Below are 21,043 nucleotides of genomic sequence, written 5' to 3'. Positions count from 1 at the left end.
CCGAGCGCACCCCTTCCGTCGCGCAGGACTCCAAACCGGCGAAGCCGACCAAGGACGGCGGCAAGGCCGGCAAGCCTGCCGCGCCCAGGCCGGGCCAGAGCGGCAAGGCCGGCGGCGCCGCCCCGCAGCCCTCGGCGCCGCCGACGGCCGAACCCGGCCCCGTGCCGACGAGCTGCACCGGCTGGAGCCACCAGGACCGCAGCCCCGGCGGCTACGGCTACATGACGGGCAGCCACCCCCTCACGACCGGGCCCTACGAGTCCTGCCCCACCGTCGCGACGGCCAAGTCCGGGGCGAAACTCCAGTTCCAGTGCTACGTCGTCAACGCGGACGGCGCCGAGTGGACCTACGTCCGCGCCGCCGGCGCGGACGCGTCGGGCTGGATGCCCAACGACAACCTGACCCGCCAGAACAGCCCGCTGACCCGCTGCTGACCCCCGCCCTCCACGGCACGCCCTAGGATGCGTCCCATGCCGGACGCCCCTCGCCGCCCCGAGCCGTTCATCCCGCAGACCGCCCCCGCGGCCCTCGGTGACCTGCGCGCGCGGCTGCGTGCGACGCGGTGGCCGGACGCGCCCGAAGACGCCGGCTGGTCGCTCGGGACCGACCTCGGCTACCTGCGCGAGCTCGTCGCCTACTGGGCGGACGGGTTCGACTGGCCGGCGCAGGAGGCGGCCCTCGCCCGGCTCCCGCACTTCCGGGTGCCGCTCGGCGGCCTCGGCATCCACTTCGTGCACGCCCGGGCCGTGGCGCCGGCCGGGCCCGTCCTGCCGCTGGTCCTCAGCCACGGCTGGCCGGACTCGTTCTGGCGGTACACGAAGGTCATCCCGCTCCTCACCGACCCGGGCGCGCACGGCGCCGATCCCGCCGACGCGTTCGACGTGGTCGTCCCCGACATGCCGGGATACGGCTACTCCGAGCGCCCCACCGGACCGCCCCCCGACGCCGTGGCCGTCGCCGGGCTGTGGGCCGAGCTGATGGGCGTCCTCGGCTACGAGCGGTTCGGCGCGGCGGGCGGCGACGTCGGCAGCCACGTCAGCCGCTACCTCGCGCTCGACCACCCCGACCGGGTCGTCGCCGTCCACCGAACCGACGCCGGCCTGCCGCGGTTCGCCGGCGACCCCGCGGACCTCGCCCCCGAAGAGCGCGCCTGGCTCGACGGAGCCGCCTCCTGGGGCGCGACCGAGGGCGCGTACGCCGCCGTACAGAGCACGAAACCCCAGACGGCCGCCTTCGGCCTGACCGATTCGCCGGCGGGGCTCGCCGCGTGGATCGTCGAGAAGCTCCGGGCGTGGAGCGACTGCGACGGCGACGTCGAACGGCGGTTCACGAAGGACGAGATCCTCACGAACGTCACGCTGTACTGGCTCACCGGGACGATCGGCTCCTCGATGCGCATGTACCGCGCGAACGCCGCGATCCCGCCCGCGCAGCACGCCCGCCGCGTCGAGGTGCCGTCCGGCTTCTCGCTCTTCCGGGGCGACGTCGTCCGCCCGCCGCGCGCCTGGCTCGCACGCACGGCGAACGTCGTCCGGGTGACCGAGCCCCCGCGCGGCGGCCACTTCGCGCCGTTCGAGGAACCCGAGCTGTACGCGCAGGAGCTCCGGGCGTTCTTCCGCCCCTACCGGCAGCCCGGGGGATAGGGGCCTCGTGCCCGGGCCTCAGGCGGAGGTCCGGCCCGCCGGACGCCCGTTGGCCGGCGGGTACCCCGGCATCGCCGGTGCCTGCGGCCGCGCGGGCGGCGCCGGGGGCAGCGGGGGCAGGGCCGGCTCGTACAGCCAGGCCGAGAACAGCTCGTCGACCGGCTCCGCCGCGTAGCGGGCCACGTGGGTCGTGAAACCGGCCGTGGACACCACGCCGTGGCGGTGCACGGCGGGCCAGTCGCGCAGCATGCGGAAGAAGGCTTCCTCACCCAGCGCGCAGCGGACCGCGTGCACGGCGAGCCCGCCGCGCTGGTACAGGCGGTCGTCGAACATCAGCTTGCGGCCCGGGTCGACGAGGCGCAGGTCCTGCGGCTGCGAGGCCAGCAGCCGGTGTGCGGCGGCGGCCTGCTCGTGCGCCGTGCGGCCGCCGGAGCGCTCGGACCACAGCCATTCGGCGTACTTCGCGAAGCCCTCGTTCAGCCAGATGTGCCGCCAGTCGGCGATGGTCACGCTGTTGCCGAACCACTGGTGGGCGAGCTCGTGCGCGATCAGGCGCTCCGAGCCCCGCGCGCCGTCGACGTGGTTGGCGCCGAACAGGGACAGGCCCTGGGCCTCCACCGGGACGTCGAGCTCCTCCTCGGTGACGACCACCGCGTACTCGCCGAACGGATAGGGCCCGAACAGTTCCTCGAACAGCCGCATCATGGCGGGCTGCCGGGCGAAGTCGCGGGAGAACCGCGCCAGCAGGTGCGCCGGCACGTAGGCGCTCTGCGGGACGCCGCCCAGCCCGGGGTCGCCGAGCAGCACCGTCTGGTACACGCCGATGGACAGGCCGACCAGGTAGCTGGACGTCGGCGCGGGCTGCTCGTACACCCACGTGGTCGTGCTGGCCTTCGTCGTGCGCGTCAGCAGCCGGCCGCCGGCCACCACCGTGTAGGCGGAGGGCGTGTTGACCGAGATCTGGTACGAGGCCTTGTCGGCGGGCCGGTCGTTGCACGGGTACCAGGAAGGCGCGCCGACCGGCTGGCTGGCCACCAGGGCGCCGTCGGCCAGCTCCTCCCAGCCGAGGCCGCCCCAGGGGCTGCGGACCGGCCTGGGATTGCCCGCCCAGTGCACCTCCACCGTGAAGGCGGCGCCGGCGGGCAGCGGCTTGGCCGGGCGGATGCGGAGTCTGCCGCCCCGGTGGGTGTAGTGCGGGGCCCGGCCGTTCACCATGACCCGGCCTATCTTGAACTCGGCCAGGTTCAGGTGGAACTCGGTGAGCGGAGCCCGCCCGGCGATCGCGCTCAGCCGGGCGGTGCCGGCCAGCCGGTTGGGGCCGGGCCGGTAATCCAGAGCGAGTTCGTACCGGTGCACGCGGTAACGGGAGTCGCCGTTGGCCGGGAAGTACGGGTCCGATACCGCTGTCTTCTGGCCGTTCATAGTGCCGCTTCCGCTCCCTGCGCTGTGCTCGGGCCCTGTCAGGTCCGCCATGCCTCGATCGGGTTGCCCAGCCAACGGGTGTCGGCGGGGACGGATTCCCCGGCCATCACGAGAGAGGCGGGCCCGAGCGTGCTGTGGGCCCCGACCGTGCTCCCGGGCAGGACGATGCCGCCCGGGCCCAGGGTGGCGCCCTCGCGGAGGACCACAGTATCCGTCCTCAAGATCCGGTCGTGGAAGAGGTGTGTCTGCAACACGCAGCCGCGGTTCACGCTGACCGCGTCGCCCAGCACCACCAGGTCCGTCTCGGGCAGCCAGTAACTCTCGCACCACACGCCCCGCCCGATCCGGGCCCCGAGCCCGCGCAGCCACAGCGTCAGCAGCGGCGTACCGGGTACGGATCCGGCCAGCCACGGCACGGCCAGGACCTCGACGAACGTGTCGGCCAGCTCGTTGCGCCACACGAAGCCGCTCCACAGCGGGTGCTCTCCCGCCCGGTGCCGGCCGACCAGCAGCCACTTCGCGGCCACCGAGACCAGGCCCGCGGCCGCCCCGGCGGCGAGCAGCACCACACCGGACAGCAGCGCCGTACCCCAGACCCCCGGACCGCCGCTGCCCGTGGCCAGCGCGCAGAGCGCCGCCACGGTCAGGACGGCCAGCGCGGCCGAGCAGAACACGGGAACGAGCCGGCACAGCTCGACCAGTCCCCGGGCCCACAGCAGCCGCACGGGCGGGTCGTAGGTCCGGCTCTGGTCGGCGGACTCGGCGGACCGCGGCAGCTTCACCGGCGGCAGCCCCAGGTACGAGCTGCCCTTCTTCGCCTTCTTCGGGGTCGCCGAGAGCACGCCGACCAGCCCGCCGTCCGGCACCGTACGGCCCGGCGCGGTCATGCCGGAATTGCCGAGGAACGCCCGGCGGCCGATCTCGGAACGACCGATCCGCATCCAGCCTCCACCCAGTTCATAGGGCGCGGTCAGGGTGTCGTCGGCGAGGAACGCACCTTCGCCCACGGTCGTGAGACTGGGCAGCGCGAGCACGGTCGACACCTCCGCACCGCGGCCGATCTTCATCCCGAGCAGCCGCAGCCACACCGGCGTGATCAGCCCGGCGTACAGCGGGAACAGCGTTTCCCGGGACAGGTCCATCAGCTGGGTGACCGTCCAGGCCTGCCAGCCGGTCCGGCTGTGCGTGGGATGGGTTCCGCTGCGCAGCCCGAGGCTGAGCAGGCGTACGCAGGCCAGCAGCAGCAGCGCGTACGTGAACCCGTACGCGAGCGCCCCGGGCACCACGGCGAGCAGGGCTCCGCGCAGCGCCTCCGCCAGCGGGGCGCCGGCGGGCACGAACCGGCTCACCACGAGCAGGGCGGGCAGCGTGGCGAGCACCGGCAGCGCCGTGAGCCCGAAGCCGGCCGCCCCGTAGGCGGCCCGCCAGGGGAGTCCGCGCGGCGGGCGGTTTCCGGGCCAGTTGTGCTTGGCCCTGCCGAGTTTCACGGCGGGCGCCCCGGCCCAGCGCTGGCCGGTCGGGACCTGCCCGACCACGGCGGAGCCCGGGGCCACCTCGGCCCGCTTGCCGACCCGCGCACCCGGGAAGAGCATGCTGCGCGTGCCGACCACCGCGCCCGCGCCGACCTTGACCGGGCCGATGACGAGCCGGTCGCCGTCCAGCCAGTGCCCGCAGAGGTCCACCTCGGACTCCACGGCGCAGCCGCGGCCGAGCTTGAGCATGCCCGTCACCGGGGGCAGCGAGTGCAGGTCGACCTCGGGGCCGACCTTGGCGCCCAGGGCCCGGGCGTACCGCTCCAGCCAGGAACCGGTGAGCGAGGTCGCACCGACGTACTCGGCGAGCCGTTCGGCGGTCCACAGGCGCAGGTGCACGCTTCCGCCGCGCGGGTGGCGGCCCGCCTTCACCCCGCGCAGCAGCAGGCGGGCGCCGCCGGCCGCGATCGCGAGGCGGCCCGGCGGGCTGAACAGCAGCACGGCTGCGGCGGCGACCGCCCACCACGAGGCGGTCGGAGCCCACGGGTACGCCCCGAACCACTGCAGGGCGTTGCCCAGGGCCAGCAGCGCCACCGTCCAGCGCAGTCCGACCAGGGTGAACAGCGGGAGCAGCAGGAGCAGCTGCGCCACCTTGGACCGCAGCGGCACGGGTGCGACGGTCCGGGCGGCGTCGTCGTCCCGTACGGACTTCTCCAGGCGCCGGGCCAGCTTGCGCAGGGTGGGCTGCTGGTAGATGTCGAGGACGGCCGCCCTCGGGTAGCGGGTGCGCAGCCGGGTGGTGAGCTGCGCCGCGGCCAGGCTGTTGCCGCCGATCGCGAAGAAGTCGTCGGCGGCGCCGGTGACGGCCACCCCGAGCGTCTCGCTCCACTGTTCGGCGAGCCAGGCCTCGGTGCCGTACAGCTGCTCCGTGGGGCCGCTGGTCTCCAGGTCGGGCAGCGGCCACGGCAGCGCGTCGCGGTCGACCTTGCCCGAGGTGCGGGTCGGCAGTTCGCCGACCGGCGCGAGCAGGGGCACGAGGGCCGCGGGGAGCTCGGCGCGCAGCCGCTCGACGGCCGACGCGTGGTCCCAGCCGTCCTGGGTGACCAGGTAGCCGACGAGCAGCTGGTTGCCGCTGCGCGCCGTGCGGACGGCCGCGGCCGCCCCGGCGACGCCGGGCAGCGCCTGGAGCGCGGCGTCGACCTCGCCCAGCTCGATCCGGCGGCCGCCGAGCTTGATCTGCTCGTCGCTGCGGCCGAGGAACACCAGCCCCTCGGGTTCCGCGCGGACGAGGTCGCCGCTGCGGTACGCGCGCTCCCAGCCGAGCGATTCCAGCGGAGCGTACTTCTCTGCGTCCTTGCCGGGGTCGAGGTAGCGGGCCAGACCCACGCCGCCGATCACGAGCTGGCCGCTGCCGCCCATCGGCACCGGCTCACCGGATTCGTCGACCACGGCCAGCTCCCAGCCGTTCAGCGGCAGGCCGATCCGGATCGGCTCCTCGCCGGTCAGCAGGGAGGCGCAGGCGACGACGGTGGCCTCGGTGGGCCCGTACGTGTTCCAGACCTCGCGGCCCTCGGTGACCAGGCGCTGGGTCAGCTCGGGCGGGCAGGCCTCGCCGCCGAAGATCAGCAGCCGGACCTCGTCGAGGGTCTCCGGCTCCCAGAGCGCGGCCAGCGTCGGAACGGTGGAGACCACGGTGATCTCCTGCTCCACCAGCCAGGGGCCGAGATCGGCGCCGCTGCGCACCTGCGAGCGGGGGACGGGCACCAGGCAGGCGCCGTACCGCCAGGCCAGCCACATCTCCTCGCAGGAGGCGTCGAAGGCGACGGACAGCCCGGCCATCACCCGGTCGCCGGGGCCGATCGGCTCCTCGGCCAGGAACAGCGCGGCCTCGGCGTCGACGAACGCGGCGGCGCTGCGGTGGCTGACGGCGACGCCCTTGGGCCTGCCGGTGGAACCGGAGGTGAAGATGATCCACGCGTCGTGCTCGGGGCCGGGCCGCACGGCGGGTACGGGCACGTCCGCGGGGGCGATGACGTCGATGCGCTGTCCGCCTCCCAGCACCGCCCGCACGCCGGCCTCGCCGAAGACCAGCTCGGCCCGCTCGTCGGGGTCCTCGGCATCGACGGGCACGTAGGCCGCGCCCGCGGCGAGTACGGCGAGGACGGCCACGTACAGCTCGTTCGTGCCGGACGGCACGCGGACGCCGACGCGGTCGCCGAGGCCCACCCCGGCGGCCTCCAGGGCACGCCTGCGGCGTTCGACCAGGGCGGCCAGGGCGCGGTAGGTCAGCCGGTCGGCGCCGTCGTCCAGGGCGAGCTCGTCGGGGAACATCCGCACGGAGGCCTCGAAGACGTCGACGAGGGTCCGCGTCGGGGCCGCGGGCCCCGCGGAGAACCGGGCGGACTTCCCGGTTTCCCCGCACACGTCCTCGTCGTCGAGCAGGGTGAGGTCACCGCGCTCAGGTGTGGCTGTCATCTGCCCTCGCGTCTCGCTCCCGGGAAACATCCGGGTTGCCGGGGGAGCCCGGGTCCGCCCGGGTTGTTCCGGTCCAGCGTCGAACAACCTGCCAGTCTAGTGCGGCATCAAGAATTTTCGTGCTGAAGCCTTCCCCCGTGGCGCATAAGCACCGGTGGGGGCCGGCCCCGCCGGACCCGGCAGCCGCCCGTGCTCATGGGGGTGCCGCGCCGGTGGTGACGGTGACGGCGTGGTGCACGGCGGTGTCACCGGGTGACCGGTCGGGCCAGCGGGCGCCGACGTGTCCGTCGGGCCGGACCAGCAGTGCCCCGCGCGGGCCGAGCCCGCAGAAGCCGGCGTGCTCCGGGGGAAGGGCCTCGGTGCGCACCGGCCACGACGGGGCGCTCTGCCCTGCCCAGTGGGCGGGATCCGGGGTGAGCAGGGTGAACCATTCGCCGAACGCGTCGAGCGTGGAACGGCCGTCGCCGAGCCGCAGGTGCGGCATCCGGTGGCCCGGCTCCGCGGTGGGCACGTACTCCGTGCCCCCCTCGGCCGGTTCGGACTGCTCGGCCGGTTCGGCAGGTTCGTACGGGGAGCCGTCCGCGCGGACGACCGCGGCGGAGCGGTAGGCGACGCCGAGTACGAGGCCGAGCTGTGCGAAGTACCGCTCCGACCAGGGGAGTTCGATCCGGGACCGGGTGGAGCCGCCGCTCCGGAGCTGGTCGCGGCGCCGCTCCAGCACCTCGGCCATGAGCCGCGCGTTGGCGACCGCCTGGCGCAGGGTCCGGTGCGCGACGGGCTCCCGTTCCGTCGCGTACGTCTCCAGCAGGGCCGGCGCGGCCCACCCGCGCAGGACGCCCGCCAGCTTCCAGCACAGGTTGTGCACGTCGGCGATGCCCTCGTTCATGCCCAGGCCGCCGATCGGGGGAACGGCGTGCGCGGCGTCCCCGGCCAGCAGCACCCGGCCGTGCCGGAAGCGCTCGGCGACGAAGGCGTTCATCGTCCAGTGCTGCACCCGCACGACGTCGGCCCGTACGCCGGCTCCGGGGCCGAGGGCGCGCGAGACCAGGCCGGACCAGTCGGCGTGCGCGGCGTCCCCGGGCGTGGGGCCGAACCAGAGCCAGCCCCCTTCCGGGTGGACCGGGCCGAACGATCCGTGCGCGGTGAAGTAGAGGCCGGCGGGCTGCTCCGCGCTCCAGCGCCGCAGGTCCGCGTCGAACACGACGGTCGTGAACTCGCCCATCTGGCCCGGACCGGTCAGGGCGATGCCCAGCCGCTCCCGGACGGTGGAATTCGCCCCGTCGGCGGCGACCACGTGGCGGGCCCGGATCCGGGTGCGCGCACCGCTGCGGCGGTCGAGGACCTCGGCCACGACGCTCTCGGGCCCCTCGGTCAGGGCGACGAGCTCGGCCCCGAACCGCACGGGCGCGTCCGCGGCGGCGAGCAGGACGGGCTCCAGCCGGTCCTGCGAGGTGACCACGCCGCGCACGGGGCTTTCCGGCACCGGCGCGTGCACCCCGGCCATCGCAGCCGTCGCGAAGTCCTCGTCGCACAGGGTGTCGCGGAAGCGGACCCGGCCGTACTCGGGTGCGAACGCGGCGGCCGCGATCTGGTCGGCCACCCCCAGCAGGCGGAAGACCTCCATCGAGCGCACGTTGACCAGCCGGGACCGGGGGAACGGCGACAGCCCGAGGTGTTTCTCGACCAGCAGCGCCGGTACGCCCCAGCGCTCCAGCAGGGCGCGGGCGGTGAGCCCGACCGGCCCACCGCCGACGATCAGCACCGCGACCTCGGCGTCCGCCACGCGATCAATCTTCCGCACCCGGCAACCCACCGCAATCCACGGCCGCCGGCGTACCGCCGAACGGGGCCGGCCGGCGAGCCGGCCGCGGCCGCGCAGACGGCGCCGGAGCCGGGTGTCGCGGAACGGGCGGACGGCCCGACCCGGCGCAGGACGCCCCGCGGGTGGGCGACTCGGCGGCCTCGGCCCGGGCTCCACGGGCGGGCGGCAGCACGCCGGGCGGCTCGGGTGGTCCCGGCGGCTCGATTGGTCCGCTCGGCCGACTGCTCCCGCGTCGTTCCCGCTTCGAGCCGCAGCCCGCGCAGCAAGGCGCCGAACCGGTGGGCCGCTTGGACGCGTCGGCGTCCGGCGGGGGAGCGGTGTGCCGGGGTGGGTGGGCCGGTCGTCGTCCTGTCTTCCCGGCGGAGGGACGGACGGATCCTACGGCTCCGGCCGGTGCCGTCGAGGCCGGCACGCCGGTCCGTCGTGGCCCGACGGACGGATGGTCAAGTGGCCCGGGCGTAGCGCACGTTTCCGCTCCAGATGCGCTCCAGCCGTACGCGCGTGCCCGGCCGTGGTGCGTGCCAGATCTTGTCGTGACCGGCGTAGATTCCCACGTGCCCCATCGTCGAGCCTCTGGGGAAGAAGACGAGATCTCCCGGTACCCGCTGCACGCGTCGGATGTGGCGGGTGTGTTCGTACTGCTCGTCGGCGGTGCGGGGGAGCGTCCGGCCCGCTTCTCGGAACGCGTAGAGCGTGAGGCCCGAACAGTCGAATTCCCGAGGTCCCGTGGCTCCGTAGACGTACGGTGCGCCCCGTTTGGATGCGGCGATCTCGACGGCCTTGGCGCCGTACGGGGAGGCCATCGCCTCGGCTTGGGCGGCTGGTCCGTTGAAACCTGCGAGGGAAATTATCAGGGAGAACGTGAGAACGCTGGCGATGCGGCGGCTCGCCAGACGGTCGGTTGAACGTTTTCGGCTGTCCGTCCTGTCGTGGATCAATCGTGATACCTCCGCATTGCGTTGCTGAAACAGTCCCGAGTGAGGTTCTGCGTCCGTGACATTGCGTAGTGGCTCTCGACGGCGGCAAGTTTTCTCTGACCGGCCCGATATTTCGGCCATCGGACACGTTTTGAATCATCTCGGTTGAGTAAAATCGTCCGAATTCATAGTCATGAATGATCTTCCGGAACAATGGATGCCCGATTACGCCGTTCGGCGGTCGGAAGGCGTCCGGGAGTTGGGGACGCGGGCGACAAGTCAAAGGAAATCCATGATGGTTGGCGCGGTACGTGGCGGTCTCAGTCGCGACCGGTGAACTCCCAGGAGCGGATGTCCCGGTAGTGGATCGGGCCGGGGCCGCGGCCTATGTTGCTGCCGACGAGGTGGAGGCGCCCGGCCTGCCAGGTGCGGCCCGTGAAGCCGGTGAGCGTGCCGGCGATTTCCACCGCGCTGGAGGGGTCGCTGCGGCGGGAGCGGGCCAGCGTCAGGTGCGGCCGCAACGGCCGGTCCTCGAACGCGATGCCGCAGTCCCTGACGGCGGCGCGCACGCGGGAGGTGAGCAGGTGCAGCCCTTGGACCTCCCCGCCGATCCCGCTCCAGAGCACCCGGTGGTCGAAATGTCCGCTGCCGTGCAGGGCCAGCTCCAGGGGCCGGTGGGCCGCGGCGAGGGCGGCGAGCGGCGGCTGCAGGAGCGGAACCGCGGCGACGGGCAGTTCGCCGAGGAAGGCCAGCGTGATGTGCCAGTCCTCGATGCGGTTCCAGCGCATGCCCGGGTAGGCGCGGTAGGCGGGCCGCAGCTCCCGTGCCAGTTCCTCCTTGGCGTCGTCGGGCGGGGCGAGGGCGATGAAGACGCGGACGGTTCCCGATGCGGAGGTGGGGGCGGCTGCGGGCCGGATCTGATCGTTCACGAGGGACTTCGTACCGTACCCGCCCCCGTCCGGTCACCTTCGGCCCCCGCGTCCGGCGTCGCCGGACGAGCCCAACCGGGCATCCCCCCGGGCCGTGTTCGACCGGAGCGGGCGCCGGTCCGTGTCCGCCGCAGGAATGAGGAGCGTCAGTCGTGCGTGTGAGCAACATGCCGGGTGCGTCCGTGGTGTCCGCCGTCCCCGTCGGGCCGACCCTGATCGCCGCGAGCCCCGCCGTCGCCCTGCCGGACGTACAACGGCGGCTCCTCCGCCAAGTGCGTGATCACCGGCACCCGTTGGGTCAAGGCGACGAAGCACGGCGTCACCGGGTACGTGGTGGGCACCTGCGTGAAGCAGCCCGCCTGATCCGCGGGGCACCGGCGGGCGGACGGGAATTGAGGTGCACCAGTCAGGCGGCGTTGACATGCTGCGCCGATGCACCGTGAACAGATCTCCAAGATCGCCCACACCGGACACCCGATCAAGGCCCCGCTCGACGACGACTCCGTACACCGGCTGCTGGAACGCGGGATCCCGCGCGCCGGCGCACGCGTGCTCGACCTCGGGTGCGGCGGCGGAGAGTGGCTGCTGCGCGCGCTGGCCGCGTACCCGCGCGTGCACGCCGAGGGCGTGGACATCTCCGAAGAGGCCCTGGAGCAGGCCCGGCTGGCGGCGGACGACCGCGGCCTCGGGGAGCGGCTGACCCTCCACCGGACGGGGGCCGCGGACTTCGCTTCGCCGCACCCCTTCGACCTGGTGCTCAGCGTGGGGGCCACGCATGCCTTCGGGGGGCTGCTGCCCACCCTCGCGGCGGCGCGCGGGCACCTGGCCCCCGGCGGCCGCGTCGTCGTCGGCGAGGGGTTCTGGGAGCGCGCGCCGTCCCCGGAGGCCGCGGAGATGCTCGGCGAGTACACCGACCTGGCGACCACCGTGGACCGGATCGTCGCCGACGGCTGGACCCCCGTCGACGGGCACGTCAGCACGCGCCGCGAACTGGACGACTACGAATGGTCCTGCTGGGGGTCACTGGCCTCGTGGGCCCTGGACCACCCCGCCGACCCGGACAGCCCGTACGCCCTCGCCACGGCCGCGACGCGCCGCTCCGAATGGCTGCACACCTACCGGGACTCCTTCGGCTTCGTCTCCCTCGTCCTGCGGCGGACCCCCGGCCCGGCCTGATCCGCACGACGGGCCCCGGGCCGCGTCACCGGCCTCCGGCGGCGCGGGTGGGGTATACGTCCTCTCGGGCCGCCGATGCCGATGAAGGGAAGGGCCGCCGTGGAGCGAACGGACTGCTGTGTGGTGGGGGGAGGCCCCGCCGGCATGGTGCTCGCGCTGCTGCTGGCCCGGGCCGGCGTGGAGGTCACCGTGCTGGAGAAGCACGGCGACTTCCTGCGCGACTTCCGCGGCGACACCGTCCACCCGTCCACGCTGTCACTGCTGGACGACATCGGCCTCGCCGAACGGTTCGCCCGGCTGCCGCAGCGGCGCGTGACCTCCGTGCAGCTGCCGATCGGGCCGGACCGGTCCCTCGTCACCGTCGGGAACATCGCCGCACTGCACGGCAAGTACAACTACATCGCGATGGTGCCGCAGTGGGACCTGCTCGACCTGCTCGCCGACGAGGCGGGCCGGGAGCCATCGTTCCGCCTGCGCATGAACACCGCGGCGACGTCGTTCCTGATCGAACGCGGACGCGTCAACGGCGTGCGGTACCGCACCGCGGACGGCGGCACCGGCGAGCTCAGGGCCTCCCTGACGGTGGCGTGCGACGGCCGCGGCTCGCTCGCCAGGGCGCTGCCCGAACTCGGGCTGGAGCAGTTCCCGTGCCCCATGGACGCCTGGTGGTTCCGGCTGCCGCGCCACGAGGACGACCCCAGCGGGCTCGTGGGAGGGCTGGGGGAGAGGTTCTTCAGCGCGCTCATCGACCGCGGCGACTACTGGCAGTGCGCGGGGCTCATCCCCAAGGGAACCGATGCCGAGCGCCGCGCCGAGGGCCTGGACCGCTTCATGGCCCAGTTCACCGAGGCGGTCCCCTGGCTGGCCGACCGGGCCCACACCGTCACCTCCTGGGACGAGGTCAGTCTCCTCGACGTGCGGCTCGACCGGCTGCGCCGCTGGCACCGTCCCGGACTGCTGTGCATCGGCGACGCCGCCCACGCCATGTCACCCGTCTTCGGCATCGGCATCAACCTCGCCGTGCAGGACGCGGTGGCCGCGGCCCGCCATCTGGTGCGCCCGCTGCGGGAGGGCACGGTGGGGCTGCGCGACGTACGCCGCGTGCAGTACCGCCGCATGCCCACCACCGTGGTGACCCAGGGCCTCCAGCGGCTGGCCCACACCCAGGTCATCGAGCCGCTGCTGGCCGGCCGCGTCGCGTTCGGCGATCCCGGGCGGGCCAAGCGGCTGACCGAGCTGGTCACCGACTCGTGGTGGCTGAACCGGGTGCCGGCCTATTTCATCGGCTACGGGGCCCTGCGCGAGCGGCCCCCGAAGGAATCGCTGCACGACACCGGGAGACACCATGACTGAGCGGCCCGTCCTGCTGCCGTACGCCGATCCGTCCTTCGTCGCGGACCCCTTCCCGCTGTACCGGCAGCTGCGCGAGGACGGCCCCGTACGCCGCGCCGTCATCGCGGGAGGCCTCGAAGCCTGGCTCGTCACCCGGTACGAGGACGGCCTCGCCGCCCTGTCCGACACCCGTCTCAGCAGCGACGTGCGCGACGCCTCGGACACCCGCCTCCTGCAACAGCTGCCCGAGACGGAACGCGAGTCGATGCTGAGCAACATGCTCCGCAGCGACCCGCCCGACCACACCCGCCTGCGCCGGCTGGTCTCCCAGGCGTTCACCGCCCGCAGGGTCGCCGGGATGCGGCCGCGGATCCAGGCCGTCGCCGACCGGCTCCTCGACGAGGTCGTCCCGGCGGGCCGGGCCGACCTCGTCGCGGAATTCGCGCTGCCGCTTCCCGTCACGGTGATCAGCGAACTGCTCGGCGTACCCGTGGACGACCGCCACGACTTCCAGCACTGGACCGACCGGATGATCAGGCGGGGCGCGGAGCCGCCCGACCCCGCCGTGGTGAACGAGGCCTGGCGGCACATGCGCGCCTACGTGACCGAGCTCATCCGGGACAAGCGCGCAGAGCCCGGCGACGACCTGCTCAGCGGCCTGATCACCGCCCGGGACGAGGAACAGCGCCTGACCGAGGACGAACTGGTCGCCATGGTGTTCCTGCTGCTGGTCGCCGGCTACATCACCACGGTCAACCTCATCGGCGGCGGCATCGCCGCACTCCTCGCCCACCCCGGACAGCTCGACCTGCTGCGCTCCGACCCCGCACTGCTGCCCGGCGCGATCGAGGAGTTCCTGCGCTACGACGGCCCGGTCAACCCCGGCATCGCCCGGTTCGCCCGCGAGGACGCCGAGATCGCGGGCGTGCGCATCCCGCGCGGCGCGACCGTGCTGATCGGCTCCGCCCTCGCCGACCGCGACCCGGCGCGCTTCCCGGACCCCGACCGCCTGGACATCACCCGGCAGGACAACGCCCACCTCGCGTTCGGGCACGGCATCCACTACTGCCTGGGCGCGCCGCTGGCCCGGCTGGAGGGGCAGATCGCCATCGGTACCGCCCTGCGCCGGCTCCCCGGGCTCGCCCTCGCCGTCCCGCCGGACGAGATCCCCCGCCGCCCGGGCGGACTGCGCGGGCCCGTGAGCCTGCCCGTGACCTTCACCCCGGGCGGCTGAGCCCGGGCAGGGCCGTCCCCCGCCCGCGCGGTCCGTCGCTCGGGGGTCAGTCGTGGGCGGTCAGGGCCTTGGTGAGGAGGCTGCCGCCCACGATCAGCGCCACGCCCAGCCACCACACGTTGCCGTCGAAGATCAGGACGGCGATCCCGATCGGCACCAGCAGCCCGGCCAGGGGCAGGAACATGCCGGCGAGGTGCGGGGGCTCCGGTCCGGGCAGCCCGGCCTTGCGCAGCGCCTGGGCCCGTGCGACGTCCGGGTACCAGGCGGTGAAGCGCAGGGCGGCCACGATGGCCAGGATCTGGATGATCCATCCGGTCCAGATGTTGTTCGGGTTGTGCAGCACCAGGTCGCCGTACGCCCCCGCGAGGGCGGCGACCAGGAACGCCAGGCCCCACACCCCGGTGATGAGGTAGTTGGTCCGCAGGAACGTCGGAGTGTTCCAGATCGCCGGATCGACCTGCTCGCGCGCGTACTGGAGGGTGAAGGGCCTGCGGATCGCCATGGACCCGAACGCGATCACGACGAGGGCGATGTTGGAGACCTCCCCCGCGTACGTCTCCAGCCAGCGGCGGGTGCTGTCGCTCGCGAGGAGGCCGACGACGGCGAGGACCGCGAAGAAGACCAGGTCGGCGAGTTCCAGCAGCTTCCACGAGCTGCCCCGGTTGATGATCCGTCCGGCCGCGACCAGCACGACCGTCGTCGCCAGGGCGAGCACGACCGCGATCTCGAACCTGCCCGGTCCGACCAGCAGCGAGAAGATGATCCACGGCGCCATGCCGACGACCGGGTTCTCCAGGAAACCGGCGACGGCGCCGCGAGCCGTGGTGGGCGCCTCGGTCTTCACCCCTCCAGGGTGCGCGAAGCCGCCCGGTCGGGCCATTCCGGGGACCCGCCGGGCGGCTCGCGGACCGTGCCGCCCGACGGTCCGCGAGCGCCGCCCACCGGGGTCAGGTGCGTTCGCGCTCCTCCCGCCGCCGGACCAGTTCCTCCACCGCGGTCGGCAGGGTCGTCCCGAAGTCGATCAGCTTGGCCCACGTCGGGGTGACGACGATCCGGACCATGCCGTCGTAGAGCGCCCGCACCTCGGTCTCCCACTCGGCCCGCTGTCCGGGCGTCATCCTGGAGGCACCGTTCGAGCGGAGGAACTCGTCCGGGATTCCCTCGACGACGTCCAGCTCGGCCCGGCCGCGGAGCAGCAGGATCTTCGGCGGGTGGACCTCGGTGTCGATCGTCAGGGCCACCGCCGGGTTGTGGCGCAGGGACGGGAGCTTCGGCGCGTTCTTCGGGGTGCACATGACGATGTCCGAGCCGTTCCAGACGAAGCCGATCGGGATGACCCGGGGCGTGCCGTCCCCGGCCACGTAGGCCAGTCGGGTCAGGTCGCGGGCCAGGAGCTCCCGACTGGCCGGACGGTTCAGGACATCGGTGATCTCGCTCGGCTGCACGGTCGGACCCGCCTTCCCACGGTTCTTCGCCGGTACCGCCCCAGCCTAGGAGAAATGGCACGTTCTCACGCGGAACCCGTCATCTTGGCGAACACCACCACATTGCTGTCGTAGTAGTGCTTCTGCGGGTCGAAATCGCCGCCGCAGGTGACCAGGCGCAGGCCCGCGTAGTCGAGGTTCTTGTACACCTCCAGCGTCGGGAACTCGGCCTTCGGGTACTCGGCGACCCGCTCCACCGTGAACGTGGCGGTCTTGTTGTCCTTCCGGGTCACCTGGATGGTGTCCCCGGCCTTCATCGTCTTCAGCTTCTGGAACACCGCCGCCGCCCCGTTCCAGGTGACGTGGCCGGCGATCACCGCCGGACCCTGGGAGCCGGGGGTCGGCCCCGGCTCGTACCAGCCCGCCAGGGCGGGGTCCTTCGGCGTCTGCATGCTCCCGTCGGCGTTCTGCCGCAGCGTCTCCAGGGAACTGGAGAGACCGAGCGAGGCAATGGTGATCTTCTGAGGCTCCGAACGGGCCAGGACGGGCCCCTTCGCGGGCTTGGGCGACTCGTGGTGGCCACCGGCGGGCGCGGACCCGGACGGCGCAGCCCCGGACGGCGCGGCCGCGGCGCCCGCGGGGGACGACTCGGGGCTCTGGCCCGAACACCCCGCGAGGAGCAGGGTGGCGAACGTGAGGGTGGCGGCCAGGAGGCCGGCGGTCCGGCGCCGCGGCCGCGGCCGGGCGGCGGAGCGGGCCGGTGCGCAGACGCGTACGGGGTTCACGCGGCGCCCCCGGCGGTCTGCACCGTCCGGGTGCGGGCGGCGACGGAGGCGGCCCGCCGACGGGCGAACACCACCGCCCCGGCCGTCACCGCGGCGGCGGCGAGCGCGCCGCCGGCCGCCGTCACCGGCGTCACCGTCGCGGACTGCGGAGAGCCAGAGCCACCGCCCGTCTCGACGCCGCCGACCGGCAGGGAGCCCACGGACGCGCCCATCACCATGCCGCAGTTGGTCGGAGCCGTGGCCTCCTGGGGCAGCTTCGGGTCGAGTTCGCTCTTGCCGGCGCCCTCGAAGTCGTACTTGCCGTTCTTGTTGCGGTCGATGCCGTGCTGCACGATGTGCAGGTCCTGGATGTGGTCGACCACGTCCTGCGAGACGGTGATGGTCCGCTTGTAGGAGAGCTTGCCCTGCTTGTTCGCCACGGGCATGCGGTCCACGGCGAGACCGCTCGTCGCCTTGGTGTCCCCGGACGTGGTGAGCGAGATGTTGATGTTGCCGTAGTCGACGGTCGCCTCGGTGTTGCTGAGGATCCCGTCGCGGTTGGTGTCGTCGGTGGCGTCCGGGCACTGGAAGTCGTGCCCGTTGGTGGACCCGTGCAGGTGCTGGGCCGAGGGCGATCCGGGCACCATGCCCTCGGACTCTATCTGCACGGTCAGCTGGTTGCCCTTGATGCTCAGCATGGCGGTGCCGCGGGAACCGGAGTCGTTGAGCTGCGCCAGGTCGATCTGGTACGCCTTCCCGCTCTCGGCGAGAGCCGGCCCGGAGAGGCCGAGGGTCAGGAACACGGCGGCGGGCACGGCGGCGGACGCCACGAGACGACCAGTGCGCTTGACCATCACATTCGCTCCTCTTCCGCGGGTTCCCGGCGTGGGACCCGCAGATCGGTCGGGGGTGAAGCGAGCCCCCGGGAGGGGGTCTCGATGCCTCTTCGGAGCGTCGGGGTCCGCGGATTGGTGCTTTCTTCAGAAAGTTTTCGGGGAGTCCTGAGAGCGGGGCGGCGCGGCGTGCAGGGCGGCGGCGAGGGCGGCCGGGGAGTCCGCCGAGGCGTACACGGTCCTCGCGTCCACCACCCCGGCCGGGCCCAGGTCGAAGCGGACCGGCGGGTCCAGGCGCAGGGCCACGTTCAGCGATTCGCCGACCGAACAGGCCACCGCCTCCGGCTCGTCCGGCACGGGGCGCGGCCCCCGGCCCGGCACCGTACGGACCACCGGCGCCGCGCAGCGGACCGCCGCGCGCGGCAGCGCCAGCTCCCCGCGGAATCCGGTCCGCAGGACGACCCGTTCGCCGCCCACCTCGTGCGGATGCCGGACCAGCGCCGCCACCAGGCCCAACCCGGCCAGGACCACGAGCACTTCCAGCGCCGCGTGAGCCGGCCGGATCCCGGGCGGCAGCATCGACGAGAGCGGGAAGGCCGCGACGGCCTCGGACACCACGAGGACCAGCACCAGTTGCCGCGTCTCGGCCGAGTGCCGCGGCCCCGTCGCCGGCCGCCGCCGCAGCAGCACCGCTGCCAGGGAGCCGGCCCACACCCGCGCGACACCCGCCGCGGCGGGCCCGGCCGTCACGCTCCCGGTCATGCGCTCCCCCGCAGTCCCGGACATCCGCCCCCCCGTCTCCTCTTCCTTTCGCCTCCCCCAGCATCGACTGGGGCCGGGGGAGCGGACAGTGACGAATGTCAGGGAAACGTCGGGAACCCGTCATCCCGGGCGGGGGACTGTGCCCTTCACGCCAACTCTCCTTCGTTCCGGGTGAGTCGTGGCGGTGTCGGCCTATGTTCCCTGGGGTGTGAGCCGGTTCGCCCCAGGAGGTCAGATTGCAGTACAGGCGACGCTTCCTCGCCCTTCCCCGTGCGCCACGCCGTTCCCACCTGCTCATCGCCCTGGGCCTCGGCTCGCTGCTGCTCGGCCTGATGCCGTGGTTCGCGGTGGCCGGCCCGGCCGCGGCCGGGCGGGGCCCCACGCCGCGGCCCGCGCCCGCACCCTTCGACCAGCAGACCGCGCGGCAGTCACCGCACCACGGCATCGCCCCGGCGAACGCCATGGAACCCACGGCCCCGGTCCTCGACCGGACCGGCTGGACCGCGACGGCGACGGACGAGGAGACGGGCGGTGAGAACGGCCGCGCGGCCAACGTCCTCGACGGCAACGCCGGCACCATCTGGCACAGCACGTGGGCCGGCACCCCCGTCCCCCTGCCGCACGGCATCACCGTCGACATGCACCGCACGGCAGTCGTCTCCGCGCTCGTCTACCTGCCCCGCGCGGGCGGCGCCAACGGGCGCGTCGGGGAGTACACGATCAGCCTCAGCACCGACGGACAGAACTGGGCGAGCCCCGTCGCCTCCGGCACCCTGGCCGACGACGGCAGCGCCAAGACCCTCGGGTTCGCCCCGCAGGGCGCCCGCTTCGTACGGCTGACGGCGCTCACCGAGGCCGGCGGCCGCGGCCCCTGGACCTCCGCCGCCGAGATCAACCTGCTGGGCGACCCGGGCACTCCCGCAGCCACCGTCGACCTGCCCCGCACCGGCTGGACGGCCACGGCCGGCGACGAGGAGACCGGCACCGCGGACGGCCGCGCGGCCAACGTCCTCGACGGGAACGACGCCACCCTCTGGCACAGCAAGTGGACCGGCACCCCGGCCCCCCTGCCGCACAGCATCACCATCGACATGCACCGCACGAACGCCGTCTCCGCCCTCGTCTACCACCCCCGCCTCGACGGCGGCAACGGCCGGGCCGGCGCGTACACCGTCACCACCAGCACCGACGGCACGGCCTTCGGCGCACCCGTCGCCGCCGGCACCTGGCGCGACGACGACACCGTCAAGACCGCCACCTTCCTGCACACCGAGAACGCGCGGTACGTACGACTGACCGTGACCACGGAAGCCGGCGGCCGCGGCCCGTGGACCTCGGCCGCCGAGATACGCCTGAGCGGGCCGGCCGACCCGGCCGTACACGGAGCCTGGGACAAGATCACCGGCTTCCCCCTCGTCCCCGTGGCCACCGCCGTCCTGCCCGGCGACAAACTGCTCGCCTGGTCCGCGTACGCGGTCGACCGGTTCGGCGGCAGCAACGGCTACACCCAGACAGCGATCCTGGACCTGAAGACCGGCAAGGTCACCCAGCGCCGCATCGACAACACCGGTCACGACATGTTCTGTCCGGGCATCGCGATGCTGGCCGACGGCCGCGTCCTGGTCACCGGCGGGAGCAACGCCGAGAAGGCGAGCATCTACGACCCGGCCACCGACAACTGGTCCGCGACCGCCGCCATGAACACCGCCCGCGGCTACCAGGCCATGACGCTGCTCTCCACCGGCGAGGCCTTCGTCCTCGGCGGATCCTGGAGCGGACCCGCGGGCGACAAGGCCGGCGAGGCCTGGTCACCGGAGACCCGCACCTGGCGCGCACTCCCCGGCGTCCCGGCCACCCCCGCCCTGACGGCCGACCCCGCAGGACCGTACCGGGCGGACAACCACATGTGGCTGCACGCCACTTCGGGCGGCAAGGTGCTGCAACTGGGCCCCAGCAAGCAGATGAACTGGATCTCGACCAGCGGCCGGGGCAGCATCACCCCCGCCGGCACCCGGGCCGACAGCCAGGACGCCATGACCGGCAACGCCGTCTCCTACGACATCGGCAAACTCCTCACGCTCGGCGGCGCCCCCGCCTACGAGAAGACCCCGGCCACCCGCCGCGCCTACACCGTGGACATCTCGGGCGACCGCGTCCAGGCCGCCCGTACCGGCGACATGGAGCACGCCCGCGCCTTCGGCAACAGCGTCGTCCTGCCCGACGGCAAGGTGGCCGTGTTCGGCGGGCAGGCCTACCCGGTGCCCTTCAGCGACGCGACCTCCGTCCTGGCCCCCGAACTGTGGGACCCGGCGACCGGCCGCTTCACCCCGCTGGCCACCATGGCCATCCCGCGCAACTACCACAGCGTGGCCAACCTGCTGCCGGACGGACGCATCTTCTCCGGCGGCGGAGGACTGTGCGGCGACTGCGCGACCAACCACGCGGACGGGGCAGTCTTCACCCCGCCGTACCTGCTCAACGCGGACGGATCGCCGAAGCCGCGTCCCGTCATCACCGGGGGCGTGCCCCCCAGGGCGGCGCCCGGCAGCTCGCTCACGGTGAGCACCCAGGCCCCGGTGGAGTCCTTCGTGCTGATGCGGACCGCGGCCGCCACCCACTCCACCGACAACGACCAGCGACGGGTCCCCCTCGCCTCCACGGCCACCGGGACCGGCACGTACACGGTGTCCCTGCCGGCCGACACCGGGGTGGTCCTGCCCGGGACCTACATGCTCTTCGCCCTCGACGCCCACGGCGTGCCCAGCACGGCGAAGTTCGTCACCGTCTCCTGAACGCGCCCCCGGTGTGGGGGGGGGGGGCGGGGGCGGCCCCGGGGCC

The 21,043-nt window shown here is 73.6% G+C and carries 15 protein-coding genes and 1 pseudogene; 6 read left to right on the top strand and 10 right to left on the bottom strand.

Annotated features, from left to right (window positions below):
• Together ACFXA3_RS08655 and ACFXA3_RS08650 are read left to right on the top strand one after the other, a co-directional pair.
• A pseudogene (locus tag ACFXA3_RS08655) lies at positions 1-434 on the top strand (hypothetical protein); the annotation flags it as partial.
• Between the two features lie 36 nt (positions 435-470).
• Entirely contained in the window at positions 471-1,643 is a 1,173-nt protein-coding gene (locus ACFXA3_RS08650; RefSeq protein ID WP_385183851.1) for an epoxide hydrolase family protein, read from the top strand.
• An 18-nt stretch (positions 1,644-1,661) separates the two neighbouring features.
• Here the strand turns inward: ACFXA3_RS08650 and ACFXA3_RS08645 are convergent, their stop codons facing one another.
• The 5 genes from ACFXA3_RS08645 to thpR form a co-directional block, all read right to left on the bottom strand.
• Positions 1,662-3,065, bottom strand: a complete 1,404-nt coding sequence (locus ACFXA3_RS08645) for a M1 family metallopeptidase (RefSeq protein ID WP_385183848.1) — start codon at positions 3,063-3,065, stop codon at positions 1,662-1,664.
• 38 nt (positions 3,066-3,103) lie between these two features.
• On the bottom strand, positions 3,104-7,012 hold the full coding sequence (locus tag ACFXA3_RS08640; RefSeq protein WP_385183846.1) for a Pls/PosA family non-ribosomal peptide synthetase: 3,909 nt from the start codon (positions 7,010-7,012) through the stop codon (positions 3,104-3,106).
• 193 nt (positions 7,013-7,205) lie between these two features.
• The gene (locus ACFXA3_RS08635; RefSeq protein WP_385183843.1) at positions 7,206-8,795 is read right to left on the bottom strand and encodes an FAD-dependent monooxygenase; all 1,590 of its coding nucleotides are present in this window, start codon (positions 8,793-8,795) and stop codon (positions 7,206-7,208) included.
• Positions 8,796-9,277: 482 nt separating this feature from the next.
• Positions 9,278-9,712, bottom strand: coding sequence for a C40 family peptidase (locus ACFXA3_RS08630; RefSeq protein ID WP_385183852.1), 435 nt, complete (start codon positions 9,710-9,712; stop codon positions 9,278-9,280).
• A 359-nt stretch (positions 9,713-10,071) separates the two neighbouring features.
• Complete coding sequence (gene thpR, locus ACFXA3_RS08625) at positions 10,072-10,680, bottom strand: RNA 2',3'-cyclic phosphodiesterase (RefSeq protein WP_385183840.1); 609 nt, start codon at positions 10,678-10,680, stop codon at positions 10,072-10,074.
• Positions 10,681-11,112: 432 nt separating this feature from the next.
• Here thpR and ACFXA3_RS08620 point away from each other — a divergent pair, with 432 nt between their 5' ends.
• The 3 genes from ACFXA3_RS08620 (at position 11,113) to ACFXA3_RS08610 (ending at position 14,422) form a co-directional block, all read left to right on the top strand.
• Positions 11,113-11,856 (top strand): SAM-dependent methyltransferase, encoded by a 744-nt coding sequence (locus tag ACFXA3_RS08620; protein ID WP_385183838.1) that lies wholly within the window; start codon positions 11,113-11,115, stop codon positions 11,854-11,856.
• Positions 11,857-11,955: 99 nt separating this feature from the next.
• Positions 11,956-13,209: an FAD-dependent oxidoreductase gene (locus ACFXA3_RS08615; protein ID WP_385183835.1), complete on the top strand. Its 1,254-nt coding sequence runs from the start codon at positions 11,956-11,958 to the stop codon at positions 13,207-13,209.
• Complete coding sequence (locus ACFXA3_RS08610; RefSeq protein WP_385183833.1) at positions 13,202-14,422, top strand: cytochrome P450; 1,221 nt, start codon at positions 13,202-13,204, stop codon at positions 14,420-14,422. Before ACFXA3_RS08615 ends, ACFXA3_RS08610 begins: the two co-directional genes overlap by 8 nt.
• A 46-nt stretch (positions 14,423-14,468) precedes the next feature.
• Here the strand turns inward: ACFXA3_RS08610 and ACFXA3_RS08605 are convergent, their stop codons facing one another.
• The 5 genes from ACFXA3_RS08605 to ACFXA3_RS08585 all read right to left on the bottom strand — a co-directional run bounded on the left by ACFXA3_RS08605 (position 14,469) and on the right by ACFXA3_RS08585 (position 18,229).
• Positions 14,469-15,266, bottom strand: coding sequence for a hypothetical protein (locus tag ACFXA3_RS08605; RefSeq protein WP_385183830.1), 798 nt, complete (start codon positions 15,264-15,266; stop codon positions 14,469-14,471).
• Between the two features lie 103 nt (positions 15,267-15,369).
• Positions 15,370-15,867: a pyridoxamine 5'-phosphate oxidase family protein gene (locus ACFXA3_RS08600; protein WP_385183828.1), complete on the bottom strand. Its 498-nt coding sequence runs from the start codon at positions 15,865-15,867 to the stop codon at positions 15,370-15,372.
• A 65-nt stretch (positions 15,868-15,932) separates the two neighbouring features.
• Positions 15,933-16,631 carry a class F sortase gene (locus tag ACFXA3_RS08595; RefSeq protein ID WP_385183826.1) on the bottom strand — a complete coding sequence of 233 codons (699 nt, stop codon included), beginning with the start codon at positions 16,629-16,631 and terminating at the stop codon, positions 15,933-15,935.
• Positions 16,628-17,467, bottom strand: a complete 840-nt coding sequence (locus ACFXA3_RS08590) for a hypothetical protein (RefSeq protein WP_385183823.1) — start codon at positions 17,465-17,467, stop codon at positions 16,628-16,630. The genes ACFXA3_RS08595 and ACFXA3_RS08590 overlap by 4 nt, the downstream gene beginning before the upstream one ends.
• A gap of 123 nt (positions 17,468-17,590) precedes the next feature.
• Positions 17,591-18,229, bottom strand: a complete 639-nt coding sequence (locus ACFXA3_RS08585) for a hypothetical protein (RefSeq protein ID WP_385183820.1) — start codon at positions 18,227-18,229, stop codon at positions 17,591-17,593.
• A gap of 212 nt (positions 18,230-18,441) precedes the next feature.
• Between ACFXA3_RS08585 and ACFXA3_RS08580 the strand changes: the two genes are divergently transcribed.
• Positions 18,442-20,997 carry a discoidin domain-containing protein gene (locus tag ACFXA3_RS08580; protein WP_385183817.1) on the top strand — a complete coding sequence of 852 codons (2,556 nt, stop codon included), beginning with the start codon at positions 18,442-18,444 and terminating at the stop codon, positions 20,995-20,997.
• Positions 20,998-21,043: the final 46 nt, after the last annotated feature.

This window comes from Streptomyces sp. NPDC059456 (assembly GCF_042750055.1).
GTDB lineage: Bacteria > Actinomycetota > Actinomycetes > Streptomycetales > Streptomycetaceae > Streptomyces.
Note: the sequence above shows the minus strand (reverse complement) of the source record. Positions and strands in the feature narration are given on the sequence as shown.

What these genes read in the sequence shown, in the direction of transcription:
- ACFXA3_RS08650 (WP_385183851.1), top strand. Translation starts at nt 471, where the DNA reads ATGCCGGACGCCCCTCGCCGCCCCGAGCCGTTCATCCCGCAGACCGCC.
- ACFXA3_RS08645 (WP_385183848.1), bottom strand. Translation starts at nt 3,065, where the DNA reads ATGAACGGCCAGAAGACAGCGGTATCGGACCCGTACTTCCCGGCCAAC.
- ACFXA3_RS08640 (WP_385183846.1), bottom strand. Translation starts at nt 7,012, where the DNA reads ATGACAGCCACACCTGAGCGCGGTGACCTCACCCTGCTCGACGACGAG.
- ACFXA3_RS08620 (WP_385183838.1), top strand. Translation starts at nt 11,113, where the DNA reads ATGCACCGTGAACAGATCTCCAAGATCGCCCACACCGGACACCCGATC.
- ACFXA3_RS08610 (WP_385183833.1), top strand. Translation starts at nt 13,202, where the DNA reads ATGACTGAGCGGCCCGTCCTGCTGCCGTACGCCGATCCGTCCTTCGTC.
- ACFXA3_RS08585 (WP_385183820.1), bottom strand. Translation starts at nt 18,229, where the DNA reads ATGTCCGGGACTGCGGGGGAGCGCATGACCGGGAGCGTGACGGCCGGG.